At 27.6% G+C, this 21,895-nt stretch carries 20 protein-coding genes and 1 riboswitch; of the genes, 13 read left to right on the top strand and 7 right to left on the bottom strand.

All coding sequences use genetic code 11. From position 1 onward, the window contains the following. Positions 1 to 89 precede the first annotated feature (89 nt). Positions 90 to 176: riboswitch (cyclic di-GMP riboswitch) on the top strand. 99 nt (positions 177 to 275) lie between these two features. Then, positions 276 to 938, top strand: coding sequence for an anthrax toxin lethal factor-related metalloendopeptidase (locus tag IC175_RS04345; RefSeq protein WP_227434400.1), 663 nt, complete (start codon positions 276 to 278; stop codon positions 936 to 938). A 95-nt stretch (positions 939 to 1,033) separates the two neighbouring features. Here the strand turns inward: IC175_RS04345 and IC175_RS04340 are convergent, their stop codons facing one another. Both IC175_RS04340 and IC175_RS04335 read right to left on the bottom strand, forming a co-directional pair. Then, positions 1,034 to 1,999: a DMT family transporter gene (locus IC175_RS04340; RefSeq protein WP_227824319.1), complete on the bottom strand. Its 966-nt coding sequence runs from the start codon at positions 1,997 to 1,999 to the stop codon at positions 1,034 to 1,036. 166 nt (positions 2,000 to 2,165) lie between these two features. Then, positions 2,166 to 3,356: a pyridoxal phosphate-dependent aminotransferase gene (locus IC175_RS04335; protein WP_227851168.1), complete on the bottom strand. Its 1,191-nt coding sequence runs from the start codon at positions 3,354 to 3,356 to the stop codon at positions 2,166 to 2,168. A 310-nt stretch (positions 3,357 to 3,666) separates the two neighbouring features. On the opposite strand from IC175_RS04335, the gene bilQ reads away from it, so the two are divergent. The 6 genes from bilQ (at position 3,667) to IC175_RS04305 (ending at position 9,271) form a co-directional block, all read left to right on the top strand. After that, positions 3,667 to 4,113 carry a bilirubin utilization transcriptional regulator BilQ gene (gene bilQ, locus IC175_RS04330; RefSeq protein WP_227434403.1) on the top strand — a complete coding sequence of 149 codons (447 nt, stop codon included), beginning with the start codon at positions 3,667 to 3,669 and terminating at the stop codon, positions 4,111 to 4,113. A gap of 1 nt (position 4,114) precedes the next feature. Continuing rightward, complete coding sequence (gene bilR / locus IC175_RS04325; protein ID WP_227851167.1) at positions 4,115 to 5,209, top strand: bilirubin reductase; 1,095 nt, start codon at positions 4,115 to 4,117, stop codon at positions 5,207 to 5,209. Between the two features lie 77 nt (positions 5,210 to 5,286). Next, entirely contained in the window at positions 5,287 to 5,817 is a 531-nt protein-coding gene (bilS, locus tag IC175_RS04320) for a flavodoxin family protein BilS (protein WP_227434405.1), read from the top strand. Between the two features lie 209 nt (positions 5,818 to 6,026). Beyond that, positions 6,027 to 6,299, top strand: coding sequence for a CD3324 family protein (locus tag IC175_RS04315; RefSeq protein ID WP_227434406.1), 273 nt, complete (start codon positions 6,027 to 6,029; stop codon positions 6,297 to 6,299). 183 nt (positions 6,300 to 6,482) lie between these two features. Then, the gene (locus IC175_RS04310; protein ID WP_227851166.1) at positions 6,483 to 8,042 is read left to right on the top strand and encodes an ABC-F family ATP-binding cassette domain-containing protein; all 1,560 of its coding nucleotides are present in this window, start codon (positions 6,483 to 6,485) and stop codon (positions 8,040 to 8,042) included. Between the two features lie 371 nt (positions 8,043 to 8,413). Next, positions 8,414 to 9,271 (top strand): MerR family transcriptional regulator, encoded by an 858-nt coding sequence (locus IC175_RS04305; protein WP_227851165.1) that lies wholly within the window; start codon positions 8,414 to 8,416, stop codon positions 9,269 to 9,271. Between the two features lie 277 nt (positions 9,272 to 9,548). On the opposite strand, the gene IC175_RS04300 is transcribed toward IC175_RS04305, so the two are convergent. Then, a complete protein-coding gene (locus IC175_RS04300) occupies positions 9,549 to 10,910 on the bottom strand; it encodes a hypothetical protein (RefSeq protein ID WP_227434409.1) in 1,362 nt (453 codons plus the stop codon). Between the two features lie 263 nt (positions 10,911 to 11,173). Here IC175_RS04300 and IC175_RS04295 point away from each other — a divergent pair, with 263 nt between their 5' ends. From IC175_RS04295 to IC175_RS04285, 3 genes are read left to right on the top strand one after another with little or no spacing between them, the layout of a single operon-like run. Continuing rightward, the gene (locus IC175_RS04295; RefSeq protein ID WP_227824315.1) at positions 11,174 to 12,346 is read left to right on the top strand and encodes a M20 family metallopeptidase; all 1,173 of its coding nucleotides are present in this window, start codon (positions 11,174 to 11,176) and stop codon (positions 12,344 to 12,346) included. Between the two features lie 14 nt (positions 12,347 to 12,360). Next, the gene (locus tag IC175_RS04290; RefSeq protein WP_227434411.1) at positions 12,361 to 13,008 is read left to right on the top strand and encodes a nucleoside recognition domain-containing protein; all 648 of its coding nucleotides are present in this window, start codon (positions 12,361 to 12,363) and stop codon (positions 13,006 to 13,008) included. Between the two features lies 1 nt (position 13,009). Continuing rightward, the gene (locus IC175_RS04285; RefSeq protein ID WP_227482092.1) at positions 13,010 to 13,519 is read left to right on the top strand and encodes a YjiG family protein; all 510 of its coding nucleotides are present in this window, start codon (positions 13,010 to 13,012) and stop codon (positions 13,517 to 13,519) included. Positions 13,520 to 13,750: 231 nt separating this feature from the next. Here the strand turns inward: IC175_RS04285 and IC175_RS04280 are convergent, their stop codons facing one another. After that, positions 13,751 to 14,863, bottom strand: coding sequence for an alanine racemase (locus tag IC175_RS04280; protein WP_227434413.1), 1,113 nt, complete (start codon positions 14,861 to 14,863; stop codon positions 13,751 to 13,753). A 340-nt stretch (positions 14,864 to 15,203) separates the two neighbouring features. Here IC175_RS04280 and IC175_RS04275 point away from each other — a divergent pair, with 340 nt between their 5' ends. From IC175_RS04275 to IC175_RS04265, 3 genes are all read left to right on the top strand, one after another. After that, a complete protein-coding gene (locus IC175_RS04275; RefSeq protein ID WP_227434414.1) occupies positions 15,204 to 15,740 on the top strand; it encodes a dihydrofolate reductase family protein in 537 nt (178 codons plus the stop codon). Positions 15,741 to 15,987: 247 nt separating this feature from the next. Continuing rightward, positions 15,988 to 17,715 carry an ABC transporter ATP-binding protein gene (locus IC175_RS04270; protein WP_227434415.1) on the top strand — a complete coding sequence of 576 codons (1,728 nt, stop codon included), beginning with the start codon at positions 15,988 to 15,990 and terminating at the stop codon, positions 17,713 to 17,715. Beyond that, entirely contained in the window at positions 17,715 to 19,505 is a 1,791-nt protein-coding gene (locus IC175_RS04265; protein WP_227434416.1) for an ABC transporter ATP-binding protein, read from the top strand. Before IC175_RS04270 ends, IC175_RS04265 begins: the two co-directional genes overlap by 1 nt. Positions 19,506 to 19,649: 144 nt before the next feature. On the opposite strand, the gene IC175_RS04260 is transcribed toward IC175_RS04265, so the two are convergent. From IC175_RS04260 to IC175_RS04250, 3 genes are all read right to left on the bottom strand, one after another. After that, positions 19,650 to 19,958, bottom strand: a complete 309-nt coding sequence (locus tag IC175_RS04260) for a hypothetical protein (protein WP_227434417.1) — start codon at positions 19,956 to 19,958, stop codon at positions 19,650 to 19,652. Between the two features lie 263 nt (positions 19,959 to 20,221). Then, complete coding sequence (locus IC175_RS04255) at positions 20,222 to 20,770, bottom strand: L-2-amino-thiazoline-4-carboxylic acid hydrolase (protein ID WP_227434418.1); 549 nt, start codon at positions 20,768 to 20,770, stop codon at positions 20,222 to 20,224. A 100-nt stretch (positions 20,771 to 20,870) separates the two neighbouring features. After that, positions 20,871 to 21,542: a GntR family transcriptional regulator gene (locus IC175_RS04250; protein WP_227434419.1), complete on the bottom strand. Its 672-nt coding sequence runs from the start codon at positions 21,540 to 21,542 to the stop codon at positions 20,871 to 20,873. Positions 21,543 to 21,895 lie beyond the last annotated feature (353 nt).

Here is a 21,895-nt window from a genome sequence, read left to right as displayed (position 1 = left end):
GTATTATGTAAAAAAACAATCGTTTTTTAGAAGAAAAATCCAAAAAACTATAGACAAAGAGACAGATATAAGATATAATATAAATATAAAATTAAACGAGGCAAAACTAGGGAAACCTAGTCACGCAAAGCTATAGGGGCTAAAGTTTAAATAAACTACGCCAGCCAGTTGCCGAAAAGAGTAAAAATTTCTTTTTGTATATACAAAGATACTCTTGGGTATCTTTTTTATTTTGAAATTTATTACTCCCGGCCTAACTCAAAGGAGGGAATAATATGAAACCAAGTAAAAAATTATTAATCGCTATAATATCAATATTTTTAATAAGTTCAGTTCCAGTAAGTGCACATGCAGATAGTGCAACTTTAAAAAACAATAAAGAAACACTTAGTGAAATAGTGGTTCTTCCAAATGGAAATTACGATAAAAAAGAAGCTAATGCTATGATAAATAGACTTGCTAATATAGATGGAAAATATTTAAATGTATTAAAACAAGATAACTTAAAAATAAAATTATTAAGTGGAAAATTAACAGATGAAAAAGAATATGCTTATTTAAAAGGTGTAGTTCCTAAGGGATGGGAAAATACTGGTAAAACTTGGGATGATGTTCCTGGTTTAGGTGGAAGTACAGTAGCTCTTAGAATAGGATTTAGTAACAAAGGTAAAGGTCATGATGCAATAAACTTAGAATTACATGAAACAGCACACGCAGTAGACCATCTTGCATTAAATGATATTTCTAAATCAGCACAATTTAAACAAATATTTGCTAAAGAAGGGCGTTCTTTAGGAAATGTAAATTATTTAGGTGTATATCCAGAAGAATTCTTTGCTGAGGCATTTGCATATTACTACTTAAATCAAGACACAAATAGTAAATTAAAAGCAGCTTGTCCACAAACTTATAGCTTTTTACAAAACTTAGCAAAATAGAAAATTTATATAAAAAAATTAAGAGATGCTAGTATGCTAGCATCTCTTTTATATTGCGTGAAAAACTAATTAATTTAATCTTATGTATATATTTATTACTGACTTTTATATAATGACTCAATATGTTTATTATGAGATTGAGTTATTATTGTAGGTATAATAGAAACTATTGAACCAATTACTATCAATAGAATTCCTATAATCATATTAATAGGAATAAATTCTTTAAGAATTAGTAATGCCAGTATTGGAGATATTACTGGCTTAAAGAAAAATACTAAAGATGTAAGGCTAGTAGATGTAGCTTCCATTGCCATAAAATAAAGTGCATAACCAACACCTGTAACAAATACAAATACGTAAATCATAGTAGGTATGTTGTGTAAGGTATAACCACTAAAAATAGGTATATTTGCAAATACATGTAGTCCTTTTTTATTTAATATATTTGATATAAAATTAATCTTAGTAAGTAGAACCAATACAAGCATTTCTAAACTACCAAATATAAAGCTGAAACAAGTCACAACTATTCCACCAAATTTTAACGTTTTTCTTTTACCAAAAACAGTGTACATTGAAAAAATAATGGCAGAAGATAGTGTTAAGAATATACCACTAAAAGTTAATTTTGTGTGCAGTGGATTTATAATAACTATAATTCCAAGGACTTCTAATATAAGTGAAATTATATTGTGCCTATAGATTTTTTCCTTTAGAATCAAATAAGCTAGAAGCATAACAAATACTGGATTACAACTAAATAAGACAGCAACTACAGATGCTTTTGTGTTTAGTACAGCTAACTGGTACAATGACATACTTACTACAACACACATAAAACCTAAAAAAGCAAAGTATTTTAAATCTGATTTTGTAATAGAAAGACTAAGGGATTTTAATCTTTTTATAGCAAAAGGTAATAAGACTAAGCCACCAACAAAAAATCTTGATAAGGTTATTTGTATGGGATTAAAGTCATTAGTAACTGTCTTTAGACTAATTTCCATTGAACTAAAAAATAGGGTAGTTAGTATTATATAAACATAACCTTTTTTCAAATCAAACACCTCCTTGTAATTTATACTAGTACTATAAGCTACAATATTCAAGTACATTGGTATAAAATGGTATATAAATATAAGCTATAAAATTATAAGCTACCTTAATATAGAATATAAAATTCTACACTAAGGTAGCTAATTATTTGTAATTATATTTATTTAATTATTTTAAATTGTACAATTTAGATAATTTTTCAAATGCTGGTAGAGAACTCTTAACTTTATCGTAAGATACACAGTATGATACTCTAAAGTGTCCTGGGCAACCAAAAGAAGAACCTGGAACCAATAGTAAATTAAATTGTTTAGCATCAGCACAGAATTTTTTATCATCTTCAATTGGAGCTTTTGGGAATAAATAGAATGTACCACTAGGTTTAACACAAGAAAATCCCATTTCTATTAAGCTATTATATAAAAGGTCAAAGTTCTTTTTGTAAATATTTACATCAACTTCTGCATCTAAGCTTCTTGCAATAACTCTTTGGAAAAGAGAAGGAGCATTTACAAATCCAAGTATTCTATTTGCAACATTTAATGAAGACATAACATCATCAAAATCATCCATTTCTCCATTAGCCACAATATATCCTATACGTTCACCAGGTAGAGACAATGATTTACTATAAGAGTATCCTATAAATGAATTTTTATAGTATTTTAATATACAAGGAACTTTAGCATCATCATAAATTATTTCTCTATATGGTTCATCAGAAATTAAATATATATTTGTATTAAATTCTTTTTGTTTTGTATCTAGTAATTCTCCAAGGTTTTTTAGCAATTCTTCAGAATAAATAACACCAGTAGGATTGTTTGGAGTGTTTATTATTAGAGCTCTTGTCTTTGGAGTAATAGCATTTTTTAGAGCATATAAATCTGGTTCAAAAGTTTCTATATTTGTAGGGACTTCGATTAGTTTTCCATCATAGTTTTCTGTATAATTTTTATATTCACCAAAATATGGTGCAAAAGCAATAACTTCGTCATCAGGATTTAAAAGAGTTTTTAAAATGATATTTAGCCCACCAGCAGCTCCACAAGTCATAACTAAGTTATCTCTTGTAAGGTTTAATCCATTTTTTTTATTTATGTGGCTGGCAATAGCATCTCTTACATCTTCATATCCTGAGTTGTTCATATATCCATGAACTAGATTTGGAGATTCTTCATTTAAAATATCGCTTATAACTGCTTTAATAGTTTCTGGAGGCTCAACACTTGGATTTCCTATACTAAAATCAAAAACATTTTCTTCTCCGTATATATCGGAAAGTTTTTTTCCCTCTTCAAACATGGCTCTTATAACAGAGCTGTTTGCAACTAAAGTTTGCATTTTATTAGATATCATATGTAACACTCCCTTTTATAGATTTATATTGCTTATGTATATATTACCATATTTTTACTGAATTTAGACAATTTTCGAAAAATTATTTGCTTGAAAATATAAACTTTTATATAAAATATATTTATGTATGATGTATATAAAAAATTACAAATTCTAACTAAAGAAGAATTATATTTTATGATAATTTTATAAGGTAGTATAAAATTATACAGTTATAAGGCAAAATATTCTTGACTGTATCAAGTATTTAATATAATATAGTTGATATAGTCAAATATATTATATTAGAATTATAGAGGGGAAATTAAAAATGGATTTTAAAAATTTACAGAATGAGAGTTTATCGTATATTATTTGTTATTTACAAAGGAACTTTAAACTTTATTGTGAAAAATGTCTAAAGCCATATAAGCTTACGAATGGTCTATATTTTTATTTAATTTATATCAATAAGAATAGGAATTGTTCTTTGAATGATATTTCGACAGAATTCGAGGTGGATAAAGCACATACTACAAGAACTATCTCTAGATTAGAACAAGATGGTTACATAGAAAAGATTCAAAACCCTAATGATAGTAGAGCTTTTCAATTGAGAGTAACAGATAAGGGTGAAGAAGTACTGGGAGATATAAAAAACATATTTTCAAAGTGGGATAGTAATATAAAAAAAGAGTTTTTGGATGAAGAATACAAAGAATTAGTAAAGAAATTACATACAGTAAAAGATATAAAGGCAACAGTGGAGGAAGAATAGGATGTATAGCAACTTATTAAAGTCAATTAAAATTGGAAACTTAGAATTAAAAAATAGAGTATCTTTTGCACCTACAAGTATGGGTCTTAATCTGGAAGAACGAATTAACAAGCTTTGTAAAATTGCTAAATCAGGAGTAGCTTTAATTACTATAGGAGATGTATCAGTTAGACCTAGTTTTCATAAAATGGCTCTAAGCTTATCCAATGAAGATGGAATTAGAGAGTATAAAAAAATTGTAAATGCAATACATGATTCAGGGGTGAAAGTTTCAGCACAAATATTTTGTTCAGATTATGACATAAATTTAATCAGAAATACTATGAAATCGGGAATTACTTCACATGACGAAATAAAAAAAATTATGGATGATGGAGTAAAGGATTATGTAACAAATATGACAAAAGAAGAAATAAAAAATATTATAGAGTTGTTTAGAGTAACAGCATTGAATGCAAAAAAAGCAGGATTTGATATGATTCAAATTCATGGAGATAGACTTATAGGAAGCTTTTCATCCAGTATATACAACAGTAGAACTGATGAATATGGTGGAAGTTATGATAATAGAGGTAGATTTGCAAGTGAAATAATTAGTAGTATTCGTAATAATATAAAGGATGTTCCAATAGACTATAAACTTGCAATTAGACAAGAAAATCCTCATTATGGCAATGCAGGAGTTTTATTTTCTGAAGTAGAGCATTTTGTAAAAAAATTTGAATCACTTGGAGTAAATAGTTTTCATGTAACATTAGCAAATCATTCCAAATTAGAAGACACCATACCAGTTAATAATCATCCTTATTTTAAAGATGAAGGATGCTTTTTGTATTTAGCTGATGAAGTTAAAAAACACACAAACCTTCCAGTTTGTGGTGTTGGCAAGCTATCTAGTCCAGACTTCATAGAAAGTGTTATATCAAATAACAGAGTAGATATGGTTGCTATGTCGAGACAACTATTGGCAGACAGTGATTGGTTGCAGAAAGTAAGAGAGGAAAGAGTAGATGATATCAAGAAGTGTTGCTACTGCAATAAAAAATGTGCAGATGCATTACAGACACATTCTCAATTTGGTTGTATATTAGATTAATAAAATCTTATAGTAATTGAAAATTTAATGGTATTAAGAAATTTTAGATAAATACTTAACAGATAGGAGGATATATCATGAAAAGTTTAATTTTATATTCAAGTTTAACTGGAAATACTAAAAAAATTGCTCAATCTATATATGATGCAATGCAAGGCGAAAAAGAAATTAAAAATATCAGTGAAGTAACTGATAATAATGTTGACTATGAAAAATATGATATAATATTCTTGGGATATTGGGTAGATAAGGGTATTTGTGATAAAAATTCAAAACTAGTCTTTGAAAATATTCACAACAAAAAGCTAGCTTTATTTGGAACAATGGGAGCAAATACAAAGGGTAACTATGGAATTAACATTATGGACAAAGTGAAAGATGTCTTTTCGAAAGATAATGAAATAGTTGGGTCATTTATATGCCAAGGAAAGATTGCAGAAGGTTTAAAGGTAAAATATGAAGAAATGCTAAAGCTTCATCCTGAAAATGAACATATTCGTGAGCAATTAAAAGGTCATGAAGAGTCTCAAAGTCATCCAGATGAGCAAGATGTATCTGAAGCTGTTAGATTTACAAAAGATATAATGGCTAAAGTTAGTGATATGTAATAGTTTAAATTAGATAGAAAGGGAGTTTGCAATATGAAAGAGAGTAACGATATTATAATTTCAGTTGGCTCTAAGCAAAGACTGCAAAATACAATTGCAATAAAACTTTGTTTAGAGCCTAATAGATAAAGATAATATTTAGGCTAAATTGTTTTTGTGCAGTCTTTGCTTTTATTTACAATTAAAAATGTAGATGGGAGCAGAGTATTATGAAGTATGAAAAAGCACAAAATATATTGCCAGAAGAGATACTTGAATTAATTCAAGAATATACAGATGGTAGTTATTTATATATACCACGAAAGTCTGAAAATAAAAAAGCTTGGGGCGAAAATAGTGGTTCAAGAAATATCTTGAAAGAAAGAAATAGGGAAATACTTGATAAGTACAATAAAGGTATTTCTGTTAAAGAACTTACAAAAGACTACTATTTAACGGAGCATAGTATAAGACGAATAATCAGAGAAGAAAAAAGTGATTGAAAATAGAATATTAATGTTCTAAAGATAGATTTATATAACAAAAAATTAAGAAGAGACTTTTTAACAAAGTCTCTTTTTTCGTACAAAATTAGTACAGGTTTGTTTATGAACTTGAGGGATAATCTATTTAAATGATATGATTTTATTGAGGAATTTCTAAATTTTAAGAAGAGGAATAGAACAATGAGTATTTTAAATGTAAATAATATAAGTTATGGATTTGGAGATAGAACATTATTTAAAGACATATCTTTTAGATTGTTAAGAGGAGAGCATGTAGGTCTTGTTGGAAAAAATGGCGAGGGAAAATCTACATTTATGAATATAATAACAGGTCAGCTAATTCCAGATAGTGGTGATATACAATGGAGTAGTAAAGTAAGAGTTGGATATATGGATCAACACACTAAACTAGAAAAAGGTAATACAATAAAAGATATTTTAAGAGAATCTTTTAAGGAACTTTTTTATATGGAAAGTGAAATGAATAGCATATACAGTAAAATGGGAGAAATGAATGAACATGAGATAAATAAGTCTCTTGAAAAAGTTGCAAATATACAAGAATTTTTAAATAACAATGAATTTTACAATATTGATTCAAAGATAGATTCAATTGCCCTAGGTCTTGGGTTTAGACATATTGGACTTGATAGAGATGTTTCAGAATTGAGTGGAGGTCAAAGAACAAAGGTATTATTAGGTAAATTATTATTAGATGAACCAGATATATTGCTTTTAGATGAACCTACAAACTATTTGGATGAAGAACATATAGAATGGTTAAGAAAATATCTTCAAAATTATGAAAATGCATTCATATTGATATCACATGATTTGGAGTTTTTAAATAGTGTTGTGAATGTGGTGTGTCATCTTGAAAATATGACATTGACAAGATATATTGGTAATTATGAAAATTTTCAAAAGATGTATAAAGAAAACAAGAGAAATTTAAGAATAGCTCAAGAAAAACAAATTAGAGAAATATCAAAGATAGAAGAATATATTGCAAAAAATAAAGTTAGAGCATCAACCAGTAAGATGGCAAAATCAAGACAGAAAAAATTAGATAAAATAGAAAGAATAAGTATATCAAAGGAAAAAGTAAGACCTCACTTTGACTTTAAAATATCCAAAAAATCTGGGAAAATGATATTTGAAGCTAAGAACTTAGTTATAGGATATGAAACAGCATTAAGTAAACCTATAAATTTAATTATGGAAAGAGGAGAAAAGATAGCTTTAATAGGTGCAAATGGTATAGGAAAATCAACCTTATTAAAAAGCTTGATTGGAATAAATAAACCAATAAGTGGAAGTATTGAAGTAGGAGAAGAACAAAATGTTGGATATTTTGAACAGGAAGTTAAAGAAACAAGTGATAAAAAACTTATTGATGAGGTGTGGTATGAATTTTCAACATACACAAGATATGAAATAAGAAAAATGCTATCAAGATGTGGTTTAACTAATCAACATATAGAAAGCAAGCTTTCTATATTAAGTGGTGGAGAACAAGCTAAAGTAAGGTTATGTAAACTTATAAATAATCCTAGTAATATATTAATACTAGATGAGCCAACAAACCACTTAGATTCTGAAGCAAAGGAAGAACTAAAAAAAGCTTTAATATCATATGAAGGCAGTATAATTTTAGTCTGCCATGAGCCAGAGTTTTATAATGATATAGTTAATAAAATTTGGGATTGTGAGAAGTGGGCAATTAATTATTTAATATGATAGAAAATCTTATACGACTTGTTATATCTTTTATCAATTTTAATATAAGACAGGCTAATTTGACTTTTGGACTGAGAAAGATATGAAAAGACTAAATTAATAGAAAGGCATGGCATTTATTTGCGATGCCTTTTTTAATAGAATCAAAAAAATGATAAAAATACTTGACTGTAAACCATGTTTATACTGTATCTTATATAATAATCAAGCAGTTTTAGATACACACAAGGAGGAGATTATTACAAAGTGTGGTATTATTGAGAATGGAATATTGGCGAATCAAATAATGAAATAAAACATTAAAGAAGACTTAGAGTAATAAAAAAGAAAGATATTAGGTAATTCAATAAATCGAAAGGTGGTGTTTAAAAATGACAATTAAAGAAGTTGAAGAAAAAACTGGACTAACACGTTCTAATATTCGATTTTATGAGAAAGAAATGCTAATTCAGCCCATTCGTAATGAGAGTAATGGTTATAGAGAGTATTCAGATGAAAATATAGAGGACATCAAAAAAATTGCATATTTACGTACATTAGGGATTTCTATTGATGATATTCGTAATATTATACTTCAGCAAATATCTTTATATGAGATTGTTGAAAAACAGGAACAAGTTCTCAAAACTCAAATATATGATTTGGAAAATGCAAAAACTATGTGTGAAAAAATGCTTAAATTTAATGAACTAAGTTATCTAAATTTAAAAGTAGAAGAATATATAACTGAGATACCAGAATATTGGAATGAAAATAAACATACTTTAAAACTGGACTCTGTAAGTTTCTTATATATGTGGGGAGGAAATATTACATGGGGAATTATAACCATTGCTTGTTTACTGATTGCAATCATAGCATTTCCAAAACTGCCAACTCAAATTCCTGTGCAATGGAATAATGGTGTAGCCAATAGTGTAGATAAAAAATTTATTTATGCTTATCCAATTATTTGTGTTGTATTCAGATTTATTTTACGTCCATTTACATGTAGATGGTTACAAATACGAGTTTTCTATAGTGATACTATTGCAGATTATTTGACGAACTTTTTATGTTTTGTAGCTTTATCCGTAGAAGTATTCTCAATATTTTTTGTCTACAATATTGTCAAGAACGTTACAGTTATTCTTTTTGTAGATACCTGTGTATTTATGATTTTATTACTAGTAGGATGGAATAAAATATACCAAAAAACAAGCAACTCTCAAAAAATGAGTAAGGAGTGAACTTACTTTCCATAAAGAATTTAGGGTACGTGCTAAGGTACATTTTCCATGTTGATGAAGTAAGATAAAAGTAAAAGCTTACTTTAGCATCATTTGTTTAAATTTTGATAGCGAAATAAAAAAGAATGCCAGAGTTGATAAAAATATAGTGTTTATGAGGATTCTGGCATTTTGTATATTCATATTTAAAAACTTTGCTTATTGAGAATCAGTGGAAAATTATTATTTTTATTGGAAAAGCTAATAATTCAGACTTCAATCTCTACATGTTATCTCTCTACATATTATCTAAAAAAGCTAAGAAATCAACTTTGTATATTTTTCGTGGTCTACCTCTTTGATTATCCAGTTTTGTGTTTACAATAGTTGCAATACCAGCCTTATATAAGATACTTAGGATTCTATTTGCACTTCTAAGAGTTATATTCATATAGTCTGATAATATTTCTGCTGATACATTATTTGAATTTCTATCATTAATCATACTCATAATTTTAGATACATTTACATTAGATAAAGGAATGAAAGAAGCAACTTTATTAGCTATTGAACTTTCTTCTAGGTCATTAGAATTTTTATTTGAATATAAAGGTCCTATTATATTATTAGTGTCATTTACTATAAACGTACAATTTCCACCTAGAGAAGCTGATTTACTATTTGCCTGACGAGCGTTCTGTTCTGCATGAATATTTGTGTTGCCAATTCCCCAACCAATATTTAAGCTATACTTGATTTCTTTTAAGTCTTCTGAAATAAAAAATTCTGTATAATCCTTAGTCATATTATTTAGCATTTCTTTAGTAGTATGTATTTCTATTTTCATGTCATTTTTTTTGACTTGAACTCCATAGAACCCATTTCTTGATAAAGAATTTAAGATAGTATTGTATATTTGATTTTGTATCTCATCATTTTTAAATATTAGGTCATCATTTATATACTCTGAGCTATTTATTGTGACTATACAAGTTGCAGATTTATTTTTATCTAAATTTTTTAATGTTATTTCGTTTATTACAGATTTAAATGTGTTTAAGATTGATTCAGTAGATGGCACCATATAAATACAATCATATCCAAGTCTATTTAATTCACAATTAATTATATAATTTCTAGTAATAGAAAGGTTAATCTTATTATTTTTTAATAAATCTAAGTGTATCTCCAATAATTTATCATTTAATTTTTTAAAGTCATATACAGGTTGAGGAATATTGAAATCTCTAATTGTATATGGACAGTTTTTAGAATCTATCAATGAATAGATGTCATAATAGTTATTATCTTCTCTTAAAAAATCAATAAATGATTTTGTAAAATCAATCTCTCTTTTACTATTTAATAGTTTAAATAAGTATTTATAAAAATCTCTTTCATCAAGCTTTAAGAAACTTAATGGGACCTTTATATCCTCTATATTTATTATAAGCTCACTATATGGAATTAGACCACTACAAACAAATCCATCAAAATTATCTACTTGTTCATTATATATATTTGGCAAATTACTAAAAGGATTTTCACCTTTTAGTTCAATGTATGTAATTTCGCAAATATCTTTTAATTCTTCGAGAGCTTGTTTAAAGTTATCTGCCATAAAATAAGATGTTGTTAAAAAGCCAATCTTATATTTCATAAAACCTCCTTTAAAATTTCGAAAGTATTGTAACTAATTATCAATTTATAACCTCATTTTATAATAGTAGATAAAAAGCGTCAATTTATTTTACAAAGTAAAAATTAAAAGAAAAATCAGAAAATAAAAAATATACTGAAAAAATGTTGACTGATGAAAATAATTGTGTTATTTTGTAATTAAGGACTAGTCTTTTAAAATTTCCTAAAGTATAAACTCAGCTTTTAGGAAAAAAATTTTATTCAAAAATAAAGGAGATTATTATGATTACATATTTAAAGGAGATTTCTAAATTTGTTGACGAGAATAGAGAAGAAATCATTTCACTGTGGAAAGAGATTGTTAATATTGAAAGCTATACAAACTGTAAAGAGAGTGTAAATAAATTGGCTGATAGATTAAAATGTGAGTTTGAAAAAGAAGGATTAGATTGTGATTTAATAGATGCTGGAAATAATGGCAGTACATTAATAGGTACACTTGGTTCTAACAGAAATAAGAAACCAATAATTTTTTCAGGGCATATGGATACTGTCTTTGAAATAGGTACATTTGGAGAAAATCCATTTAAAATAATGGAAGGAAAAGCATATGGGCCAGGTGTGTTAGATATGAAAGGTGGAATAGTAATTTCTTTATACGTTATCAAGGCTTTAAATAAGATAGGATACAAAGATAGACCAATAAAAATAGTCTTTTCAGGTGATGAAGAGATAGGACATAAGGATTCAAACGGAGGAGACATTATATTAAAAGAAGCAAAAGGTGGTCTATGTGCATTTAATATGGAAACTGGGTTGGTAGATAATAGCTTATGTGTAGGTAGAAAAGGAAGAATCGGGTGTAATATAAATGTAAAAGGTGTAGAAACACATGCAGGAAATGATTTTGAAGGTGGAAGAAATGCAATAGAAGAAATGGCTAATAAGATATTACAAATACAAAAATTGACTAATCTTGAAGTTGGGACTACAGCAAGTGTAAGTATAATTAAAGGAGGAAGAGTATCAAATTCTATTCCTGAAGATTGTAGTATAGAAGTAGACCTTAGATTTGAAAAAGTAGAAGAAATGGAGAATGTTAAAAAAAGAATTCAAGAAATATGTGAAGATACTTACATAGAAGGAACCTCTACACATGTTGATTTTGTAAGTGAAATGATGCCATTTGAAACTACAGAGGATGTTATGAAGTTTCACAAATTTGTAAATACAGTATCAAAAGAAAATGGGTTTGGTGAAATAAATTCTAAGAGACTTGGAGGAAGTTCAGATGCTAGCTATTTAACTATTGCAAACGTTCCTGCGATATGTTCTTTTGGAGTAAAAGGAGAATGGAATCATACCTCAAGAGAATATGCATTAGTAGATTCTATGTTTGAAAGGGTAAAATTGATTTCTACAATTGTTTTAAATTTAGATAAATTTGATATATAAAAGGGGGATTTTATATGGATACAACAGCTGGAGATAATAAGGTAACATGGAAAGGATATATGTCTTTATTTGTATTGATAATACTATTTTCTGGTATTTTTAAGGAGAGTCAAGGATTTCTAAAAGCTTTAGACTTTGCTAACTTAACTGGCTCATTTGGTACTATTTCAGATGGCGTAGACTTTATGGGAAAGGGTGGAACTGGTGCAAAGGATGGTTTTTTATTTGCACTTACTTTAATACCAACTGTGTGTTTTGCTGTAGGACTTATTGATGTAGTTGAATCTATGGGAGGGATGAAAGCTGCATCAAAAATATTTAATCCATTACTTAAACCTTTACTTGGGATACCTGGAATAGCGGGTATAGCATTTGTATCTTCATTTACTAGTTCAGATGTAGCCTCAATAATGACAAAAGAATTATGTGAAAGCGGAGAAATAACGGATGATGAAAGAACTATATTTGTAGCTTATCAATATGCTGGTTCAGCAGTTATATTAAATACAATAAATACTCAAGCTCCACTTTTGCCAATAGCATTATTGGCATTAGGTCCAATAATACTTATAGAGATATTCTGTAAGATACTTGGTGCCAATCTAGTTAGACTAATTATAAATATAAAAAATAAAAAGAATAAAAATAAGGAGGCTGCGTAATATGAGTCAACAAAATACTGGAAGTACAATTGTAAATAGTAAACCAAAAAAAACTGTTGTTGAAACATTTATGGGAGGCGCAAAAAAAGGTTTTTACATAGGTGTTGAACAAATATTGCCAGCCATGATAATGGGGTATGTAATAGTACAATTTCTACAATTGACTGGTCTAGTTGATATTTTAGGAAATGTTTTTGGTCCAGTAATGGGGATTTTTGGACTACCTGGAGAATCAGTCGTAGTTTTGATAGCGGCTTTCTTTGCTAAGGCAGCAGGAGCAGCTACAGCCGCAAATTTATTTGCACAAGGTATAATTACAGCATCACAAGCAACTATTTTGATTATGCCATGTATGTTAATGGGTACTCTAGTTGGTCATTACGCTAGAATAGTTCTTGTAGCTAATACTAGCACTAAGTATAGAATGTTACTATTAGCAGTTCCTATATTTGATGCAGTGGTAGGTATGTTGATAGTTAGAGTTTTACTTACTTTTATGGGATTAATGTAAAAATTAAATAAAACTAACATAATAATGTCATGATGATGTACTAATTAAAAAATGATATGTTAGTTAAAAAAGAAGTTTACTAGTATAGCAGTAAACTTCTTTTAGATTTTCTATGTTTTTTAGAGTTTTTTCTTTTTAAACTTTCTATGTTTTGTTTTAATATCTTTAAATCAACAATAAATTAAATTCATTTTTAGTTAATATCAATATAAATTTATTATGATTTTATTTTTAAAGTACAATATGTTTTGAATTTTCTCGTATATCTACTTCAATGACTTTTTCTATTGTATCTCCTCTAAAGCCTAGTAAATTACTTGTTAAGTTTGCAGTAGAACAAGAGTGGTTAGGTATGATTCTTATCCTATCACCTATTTTTATATTAGTTTTTCCATTTACTTTAATTTTACCAACTTCTTCTGAAAGTGAATCAATAATAAGTTCTGGATGTCCACAAACTATACCATAGCCAACAATACTACTATTTCCATGAGCACCCTTATCTAGTCCAAGGCATTTACTTCCACAATCAACTAAATAATATCCATCACTATTTTTTGATATTACAGTACATACGACAGTAAGAGCACACATCTTTTCAGTAGCACATCCTAAAGCTATTTGTATAGCATCATAATATACATAGTTTCCAGGTCTTACAGCAGTGATAGTTTTAGAAGTGGCTTCAGTTTCAACTGTTGGAGTGCTTCCAGAAGCTACAATATCTATATTAAATCCATTATCAGTTAATAATTTAGATGCCTTTTCCATAGCAGAATTTTCTTGAACACAAACATCTGGTACACCTTCTGGAGAACTGCAACCGTATACTTGACCTGGATGTGAGCTTATTCCAACAATCTTTATACTTTCTAGTTTTGAAATTTCAATAGCAAGTTCTACTACTTTTTCTGGTTTAACACCAAAACGGTGTAATCCGCAATCTACAATAAGAAGTAGTTTACATTCAATTTTAGCTAGAGAAAAAGCCTTGCTGTAAGCTCTTGCACATTCTATATTATCTGTAGCACATATTAAATTTATTTTTGAAGCCATGGTTACTACCCTATTTATATTTGCATCTCCCATGTAAGGGTAAGCCAACATAATATCTTTAAAGCCAGCATTTATCAAAGCTTCAGCTTCATCAAGAGTTCCAACAAGAAATCCAGTAGCACCTGTATCTTTTTGAAGTTTTGCAATATATGTACTTTTATGAGTTTTAAGCATAGGCCAAAGCTGTTTGTTATTCTTTGTACAAATTTCTTGTATTGTATTTATATTTTCTTCTAACTGGTCTAAATCTAGTAAAAAGCTTGGTGTAGCAATTTCTGAAATTTTCATATTGTTTACCACCTTTCAATAAAAATAAAATCAATCACAGGTCTTAATTTTACGATATTAATAAATATTATGATAAGATTAATTTTATAATATAAATATCTTCTAATTATATTATAGAACCAGTATGAGGTTAGAGCAATATTTATTTAGATTAATTAGAATTTTCAATATATTTATTGGTTATCAAATTATGTAACTATTAAACTGTATATATAATAATGTTTTATTTTTGTGGTTTTACTTAAAACTGTTTGAGTTTTATTTAATAGGGTATTTTAAGTAAGTGAAAATTTTATTTCAGCATAAAAAACTTATATTATAAATTTTGGAGGTAGCAAATATGAGAAAAGTGGTACTTTATATTGCAATGAGTTTAGATGGTTATATAGCAGAAGAAGATGGTAGTGTAGCTTTTTTAGATGAAGTAGCTTCAGATTCTCAACAGGAAGATTATAATACTTTTTACGATACAATTGATACCGTTATTATGGGAAATTCAACATATACACAAATAATAAATGAACTAAGCCCAAATGAATGGTTTTATAAAGGGAAAGAATGTTATGTGTATTCAAAGACTACTAGTGGAGTTAATGAAAATGTAAAGTATACCAATTTGGAACCTAAAAAACTAATTGAGCAAATTAGAGCAGAGAAAAATGGGAAAGATATCTGGATAATTGGAGGAAGTGAAATAGTAGAATTATTTACAAAAGATAATCTAATTGATGATTATTTTGTATATGTATTGCCAATAATATTAGGTAGAGGAATTCCATTATTTAAAGCTGGAATACAGAGAACAAACTTAAATCTTAAAAAGGTTAGTAATATAGAACAACTTGTAAAATTAGAATATAGTAAAAAACAAGTATAAAGTATGTGCTGGCTTGTTATCATTTTATAAAATAAAGTATTTAAAAACTTAAATTATATATGAATTGACATTACTTGTCAAATATGGTAACATATAAGCGACTTATCGGAGGGTGTATTAAAAAGAATATGCTGGAGAAGAGAGTGCACTAACTCTTTTCTCCTTTTTTTATAAAAGCAAGTATTCATAAGCTTGGCATTACTACATAATAATTACACTGTCTCAAAAATTAAGAAAGGAGTAGAATATGAAATTAATTTTAAATTATTTAAAAAATTATAAGTTATTAATAGCATTAAATATACTGGCTATATTTAGTTTTGCATTAGTTGAATTAGGTATACCAACAATAATAGCTAAAATAATTGATAATGGTATTGCAAATCAAAACACAACTTACATAAAACAAATGGGAATAGTAATAGTTGTTATTTCTATTATAGGAGTTGTAGGTAGTGTATTATTGGGTTATTGTTCTGCAAAAATATCAACAGGAGTAACTAGAGATATAAGAAATGATATATTTAAAAAATCTCAAGAATTTTCACACACTGAATACAATAAATTTGGGATTTCTTCAATGATTACAAGAACTACAAATGATGCATTTCAAATTCAACAATTTGTAAATATACTTCTTAGAACAGCTTTATTAACTCCAGTCATGTTTATTATAAGTATAATCATGACAATTAGAACAAGTGTAGAGCTTTCTTTGGTATTAGCTATATCAGTTCCTTTTATAATTATTGGAGTAGCAGTAATAGCAAAAATTTCTCAATCAATATCGTCTAAACAACAAAAAGGACTGGATAAACTAAACCTTATATCAAGAGAAAATTTAACGGGAATAAGAGTAATCAGAGCATTTGGGAATGATGACTATGAGACAAAAAGATTTGAAGAAACAAATACATATTATGCTAATGTTTCTAAAAAATTGTTTAAGCTTATGTCAATTACTCAACCCGCATTCTTTTTATTATTAAATATAGCTGTTTTGGCTGTGTTTTGGATTTCAAGTGAAAAAATAAATATTGGAGAAATTCAAGTTGGACAATTGGTTGCGTTTTTGGAATATCTTTTCCATGCTATGTTTTCAATTATGCTTTTTTCAATGGTATTTATCATGTATCCAAGAGCAGAAGTTTCAGCAAATAGAATAAAAGAAATTTTAGAAGAAGAACCACTTATAAAAAATCCTAAAAATGGAGTAAAAGATACTGAAAATAAAGGACTTATAGAATTTGACAATGTAACATTTACTTATCCAGATGGAGAAGCTTCTGTGCTTAAAGATATTTCGTTTACTGCAAAGACTGGTGAAACAGTTGCCTTTATAGGTAGTACTGGTAGTGGAAAAAGTACCTTAATTAACTTGATACCTAGATTTTATGATGTAACAGAAGGTAGTATTAAGATAAATGGAGTAGATATAAGGGAATATGACTTAAAGGCTTTAAGAAAAAAGATAGGGTTTATACCTCAGAAGGCATTGCTTTTTACTGGTAGTATAGCAAATAATATTAGATTTGGTAAAAATAAAGCAGGAACATCAGAATTAGAACATTCAGCCAAAGTTGCACAGGCATATGAATTTATATCAAAAAAACCTAGAAAATTTGATGAATTAATTAGTGAAGGTGGAGCTAATGTATCTGGAGGTCAAAAGCAAAGACTTTCTATTGCCAGAGCTATTATAAGAAAACCTGAAATATATATATTTGATGATAGCTTCTCTGCATTAGATTTTAAGACTGATGCAATACTTCGTTCTAAGCTAAAAAAAGAAACAAAAGATGCAATTGTATTGATTGTTGCACAGAGAATCAGCTCAATTATTGATGCTGATAAAATTGTAGTACTAAATGAAGGACAAGTTGTTGGAATGGGAACTCATAAGGAATTATTGAAAAATTGTGAAATATACTATGAAATTGCAACATCTCAGTTGAAAAAGGAGGAATTGGAATAATGAAAAAGTCTAAAGGTTTTAAAAAAACAATTGGTAGACTTCTTCCATTTGTAAAGCAATATAAATTTTCATTTATTATAGCTATTATATGTATAATTTTAGCAGCTACTATGAATGCAATTGCTCCTAAAACAGAGGGATTAATAATAACACAATTAACTAAAGATGTAATTCGTATAGCAAAAGGAATACCAGGAGCATCTGTGAATTTTAACTATGTAGTAAAAATTTTGGCACTCTTAGCATGTATATATGTTGCTAATGCAATTTTTACGTATGCTTCAAGTTTTTTACTTACAAATGCTATTCAAAATACGATGAGAGACTTAAGAAATGAAGTAGAAAATAAGATAAGAAAACTGCCTATTAGTTACTTTGACAGCAATAGTTTTGGAGATGTACTAAGCCGTATATCAAATGATGTAGATACAATATCAAATGCCTTACAACAGAGTTTTATGCAAATTATTAACTCAATTTTAGTAATAATTTTGGCAATTTCTATGATGTTTACAATTAATGTATATATGGCATTTATAGCTCTTTTTATAATTCCAATTAGTTATTTTGTATCTAAGTTTATAGTAAAAAAATCACAAAAGCGATTTTCATTACAACAAAATGCTCTTGGAAAATTAAATGGAAAAGTACAAGAGATGTATACTGGATTTAATGAAATAAAATTATATGGTAAAGAAGAAGACTCTATAGAAGAATTTAAAAAAGTAAATCAAGAACTTTGTGAAAATGGATTTAAGGCACAATTTATATCAAGTATGATGAATCCAATGGTTTCATTAGTAACTTATTTTGGAATTGCAGCAGTAGCAGTAGTTGGTTCTATATATGCAGTGAGTGGAGGGATAACAGTTGGAAATTTACAAGCATTTGTACGTTACATATGGCAAATAAATCAGCCTCTTTCACAGATGACACAATTATCAACTGTAATACAATCTTCTTTTGCAGCAATAGAGCGTGTATTTGAAATTTTGGATGAAGAAGAGGAAACTCCTGATGTTGAAAATCCAGTTAAGATAGAAAATGTACAAGGAAATGTTACATTTGAACATGTGAATTTTGGATATGGAGAAAGTGAGACTTTAATAGAAGATTTAAATGTAGAAATAAAAAGTGGTCAAATGGTAGCTATTGTTGGTCCTACTGGAGCAGGTAAAACAACATTAATAAACTTATTGATGAGGTTTTATGATGTAAAGGGAGGAGCTATTAAAGTAGATGGAGTAGATATCAGAAATATGAGACGTGAAGATTTACGTTCAATGTTTGGAATGGTACTTCAAGATACATGGTTATTTAATGGTACTATTTTTGAAAATATAGAATATGGTAGATTTGGAGCTACTAAGGAAGAAATTATACAAGCAGCGAAAGTAGCAAATGTACATCACTTTATAACTACACTTCCAGATGGCTACAATATGTTTTTAAATGAAGAAGCATCTAATATATCGTTGGGAGAAAAACAACTTTTAACTATAGCTAGAGCTTTTATATCAGACCCTTCAATATTGATATTAGATGAGGCTACTAGCTCTGTTGATACTAGATTAGAATTGATGCTTCAAAAGGCAATGAGAAATCTTATGAATGGTAGAACTAGTTTTGTTATAGCACATAGACTTTCTACAATTCGTAATGCTGATTTGATTTTGGTTATGAATAATGGAAGTATTATAGAGCAAGGTAATCATGATGAACTAATGGAAAAAGGCGGATTTTATGAGAAGCTTTATAATAGCCAATTTGCAGATACAGAATCTGAATAGTAAAATATCTGCCTGAATAATAGCTAAAATTTAAATTGATAATGTTAGAATTGAAAAGAGTATCAGCAAAGTTATTTTTTTATAAACTTACTGATACTCTTTATATTTAAGCTTAAAAATATTTATATTTGACAACTAATCTTGTTATATCTGATAGCTAGAATTGCAGTATTTTTCTTTTTTACCTTTTTGTTCTCTGACATATAATAACTCACTTAACTTATCGATGTAATAACAATCGTCACTTATGCGAATTAAACTAGTTAGATAATATCCGTCTTTACTTCGAGGAATTTTTTTGTTTATAGCTAAGTCAATAGCTGTCTTTGCTGCCTCAAAATGTTTTAAGTGTGTATGACCTTCTTCAAAATTCTTTCTAGTATTATAAACTACATAACCTTTTTTAACTTGAAAAACTATAAATTCTTTTTTTTCATATATTTTATTAAACATTTAATCAGCCTTTCTCAAGATAGTTTTATAGTATAACAATAGAAGCTTCTAAAAAATTTTATAAAGAGTATAAAAATTATGTAAATTATAGACCTAAAGGCTATAATTTTATAAAGATAAATTTTTTATTACTTATATGTTAATTCATAGAAGTTAAAAGTAAATTATCTTTAAGTTAAACAAAAGTAAAATAAAAGACTAGTTATAATATTTATATGAAAAAGTACAAAATATAGTATAAAAATATAGAAAAATTAAATTATTTACTTGCAGTTTCTAGTTCCGTAAGTATATTTACCTTGAGATATATTATCATCATGAAAATATATTCTCTCACAAACTTTATCACCCCATAGAATATTTTTTGTTATTTTATGTGATGTATCTCCTGTAAATACCTCAGCAACAGTGGTATCAGTAACATCACAATAAAGGGATGCAAACTGCTTAAACCAAGGATTTTCTTCAAAGCGTGAAAGCCAGGAAGCTCCATAAGGACAGTGTAACTCTTCAAATTCAGGAACCCAACCTAAAAATGGAACATCAGTTATACTAGCAATATTGTCAGCAATCAATTCATCTCCATTTTCATTGGCTCTTTCTCTCATAGAAATAGCTCTTTCTTCTGATCTTTCAAACAAAACTTTTTTTAATATTTCAGCAGTTTTTTCATTTCCAAATTCCTCAACTAATACTTTGGTAAAATAAAAATATAAATCACCAAAATGTTTACAAGCCATACGAACTTCTTCAATAGCATAATCTTTGTCAATAGTTTCATTAGTTACAGTATCTTTGTTCAAAAAAATCACTCCTTAAAATAATAGTAGTTACATTATAATTATAGAGTATTTTTTATAAATAAGAAATTGATTTGAGATAAATAACATTTTAGTAAATGTAAATAGATTATTAAAATAATTTATTATTACAAAAATCTTCTAAATTGATGTATTTAGGAGTCTCCATATGAATAAGTGTTGTTTTGTAAATATCTTCAGTACATCCATTAGATATATTGTTAAAAATATCTGTATGCTCTTTTAATGTTGTTTCTAGTCTTCCCTCATGTGATAATGAATCAAGAGCTAATTTTTTTATTCTGTACATATAGCTGTTGAACATCTTATCAAATTCAGTATTTTGAGCATATGAGACGATTGTTGTGTGAAATAAAGTATCATATTCTGCAAATGTGTTTAAATTCTTATCACTTGATACAATCTCTTTTTGTTTATCTAAAAGATACTTTAATTTATCTATAGTTTGAATTGCTCTAGGCTCTTTGTATTGGCTCGTAATCAAAAAAGTACAAAATCCTTCTATTGCAGAACGTATTTGAAATATCTCTACAATTTCATTGGCTGTGATTTGATGAATTTTGAAACCCTTACTTGGAATGATATCTATAAAACCATCTTGACTGAGTCTTTGAAGAGCATCTCTTATAGGAGTTCTTGAGATTCCTATTTCACTTGCAAGCTTTGTTTCAGAATATATTTCATTTTCTATTATTTCACCAGATAGTATTAATTCTTTTAAATAGTCATATGCTTGTTCTTGTAATCTTTTAAATGTAGCCATATTTTACCCCTCCTAAACAATGTAAAAATACAAAAACTTATATAATGTTAAGAATACAACATAGTAAAATTAAGGTCAATCCTTTGAAATTTAAATTATATATTGGTTGATATGGCGATATAAATAAAGGTTTAGTTGAATGATACTTAATTATTGATAAAAATAGTTGATATAAAGAAAAATAATTAATATAAAGTATGATTAAATATAATATAAAAATAGTGTGGTTTATTTAACATAAATAGTATGCGTTAAATATAATGATTATAGATAAAATCTATTATATAAATCTAAAAATCGTGTTTTATTGTTAAAATAAATACTTTTATATTTTATATTGACCGGTATACTGG

The sequence above is a fragment of the Clostridioides sp. ES-S-0123-01 genome (assembly GCF_020658415.1).
Lineage (GTDB): Bacteria > Bacillota > Clostridia > Peptostreptococcales > Peptostreptococcaceae > Clostridioides.
This window is presented reverse-complemented; position numbering and strand designations above follow the sequence as displayed.

Excerpts from the sequence above, each read along its gene's own strand:
- IC175_RS04295 (WP_227824315.1), top strand. The coding sequence starts at position 11,174 with ATGATTACATATTTAAAGGAGATTTCTAAATTTGTTGACGAGAATAGA.
- IC175_RS04280 (WP_227434413.1), bottom strand. The coding sequence starts at position 14,863 with ATGAAAATTTCAGAAATTGCTACACCAAGCTTTTTACTAGATTTAGAC.
- IC175_RS04305 (WP_227851165.1), top strand. The coding sequence starts at position 8,414 with ATGACAATTAAAGAAGTTGAAGAAAAAACTGGACTAACACGTTCTAAT.
- IC175_RS04300 (WP_227434409.1), bottom strand. The coding sequence starts at position 10,910 with ATGAAATATAAGATTGGCTTTTTAACAACATCTTATTTTATGGCAGAT.
- IC175_RS04250 (WP_227434419.1), bottom strand. The coding sequence starts at position 21,542 with ATGGCTACATTTAAAAGATTACAAGAACAAGCATATGACTATTTAAAA.
- IC175_RS04290 (WP_227434411.1), top strand. The coding sequence starts at position 12,361 with ATGGATACAACAGCTGGAGATAATAAGGTAACATGGAAAGGATATATG.
- IC175_RS04335 (WP_227851168.1), bottom strand. The coding sequence starts at position 3,356 with ATGATATCTAATAAAATGCAAACTTTAGTTGCAAACAGCTCTGTTATA.
- IC175_RS04315 (WP_227434406.1), top strand. The coding sequence starts at position 6,027 with ATGAAGTATGAAAAAGCACAAAATATATTGCCAGAAGAGATACTTGAA.
- bilQ (WP_227434403.1), top strand. The coding sequence starts at position 3,667 with ATGGATTTTAAAAATTTACAGAATGAGAGTTTATCGTATATTATTTGT.
- IC175_RS04345 (WP_227434400.1), top strand. The coding sequence starts at position 276 with ATGAAACCAAGTAAAAAATTATTAATCGCTATAATATCAATATTTTTA.
- IC175_RS04285 (WP_227482092.1), top strand. The coding sequence starts at position 13,010 with ATGAGTCAACAAAATACTGGAAGTACAATTGTAAATAGTAAACCAAAA.
- bilR (WP_227851167.1), top strand. The coding sequence starts at position 4,115 with ATGTATAGCAACTTATTAAAGTCAATTAAAATTGGAAACTTAGAATTA.
- IC175_RS04265 (WP_227434416.1), top strand. The coding sequence starts at position 17,715 with ATGAAAAAGTCTAAAGGTTTTAAAAAAACAATTGGTAGACTTCTTCCA.
- bilS (WP_227434405.1), top strand. The coding sequence starts at position 5,287 with ATGAAAAGTTTAATTTTATATTCAAGTTTAACTGGAAATACTAAAAAA.
- IC175_RS04270 (WP_227434415.1), top strand. The coding sequence starts at position 15,988 with ATGAAATTAATTTTAAATTATTTAAAAAATTATAAGTTATTAATAGCA.
- IC175_RS04260 (WP_227434417.1), bottom strand. The coding sequence starts at position 19,958 with ATGTTTAATAAAATATATGAAAAAAAAGAATTTATAGTTTTTCAAGTT.
- IC175_RS04275 (WP_227434414.1), top strand. The coding sequence starts at position 15,204 with ATGAGAAAAGTGGTACTTTATATTGCAATGAGTTTAGATGGTTATATA.
- IC175_RS04310 (WP_227851166.1), top strand. The coding sequence starts at position 6,483 with ATGAGTATTTTAAATGTAAATAATATAAGTTATGGATTTGGAGATAGA.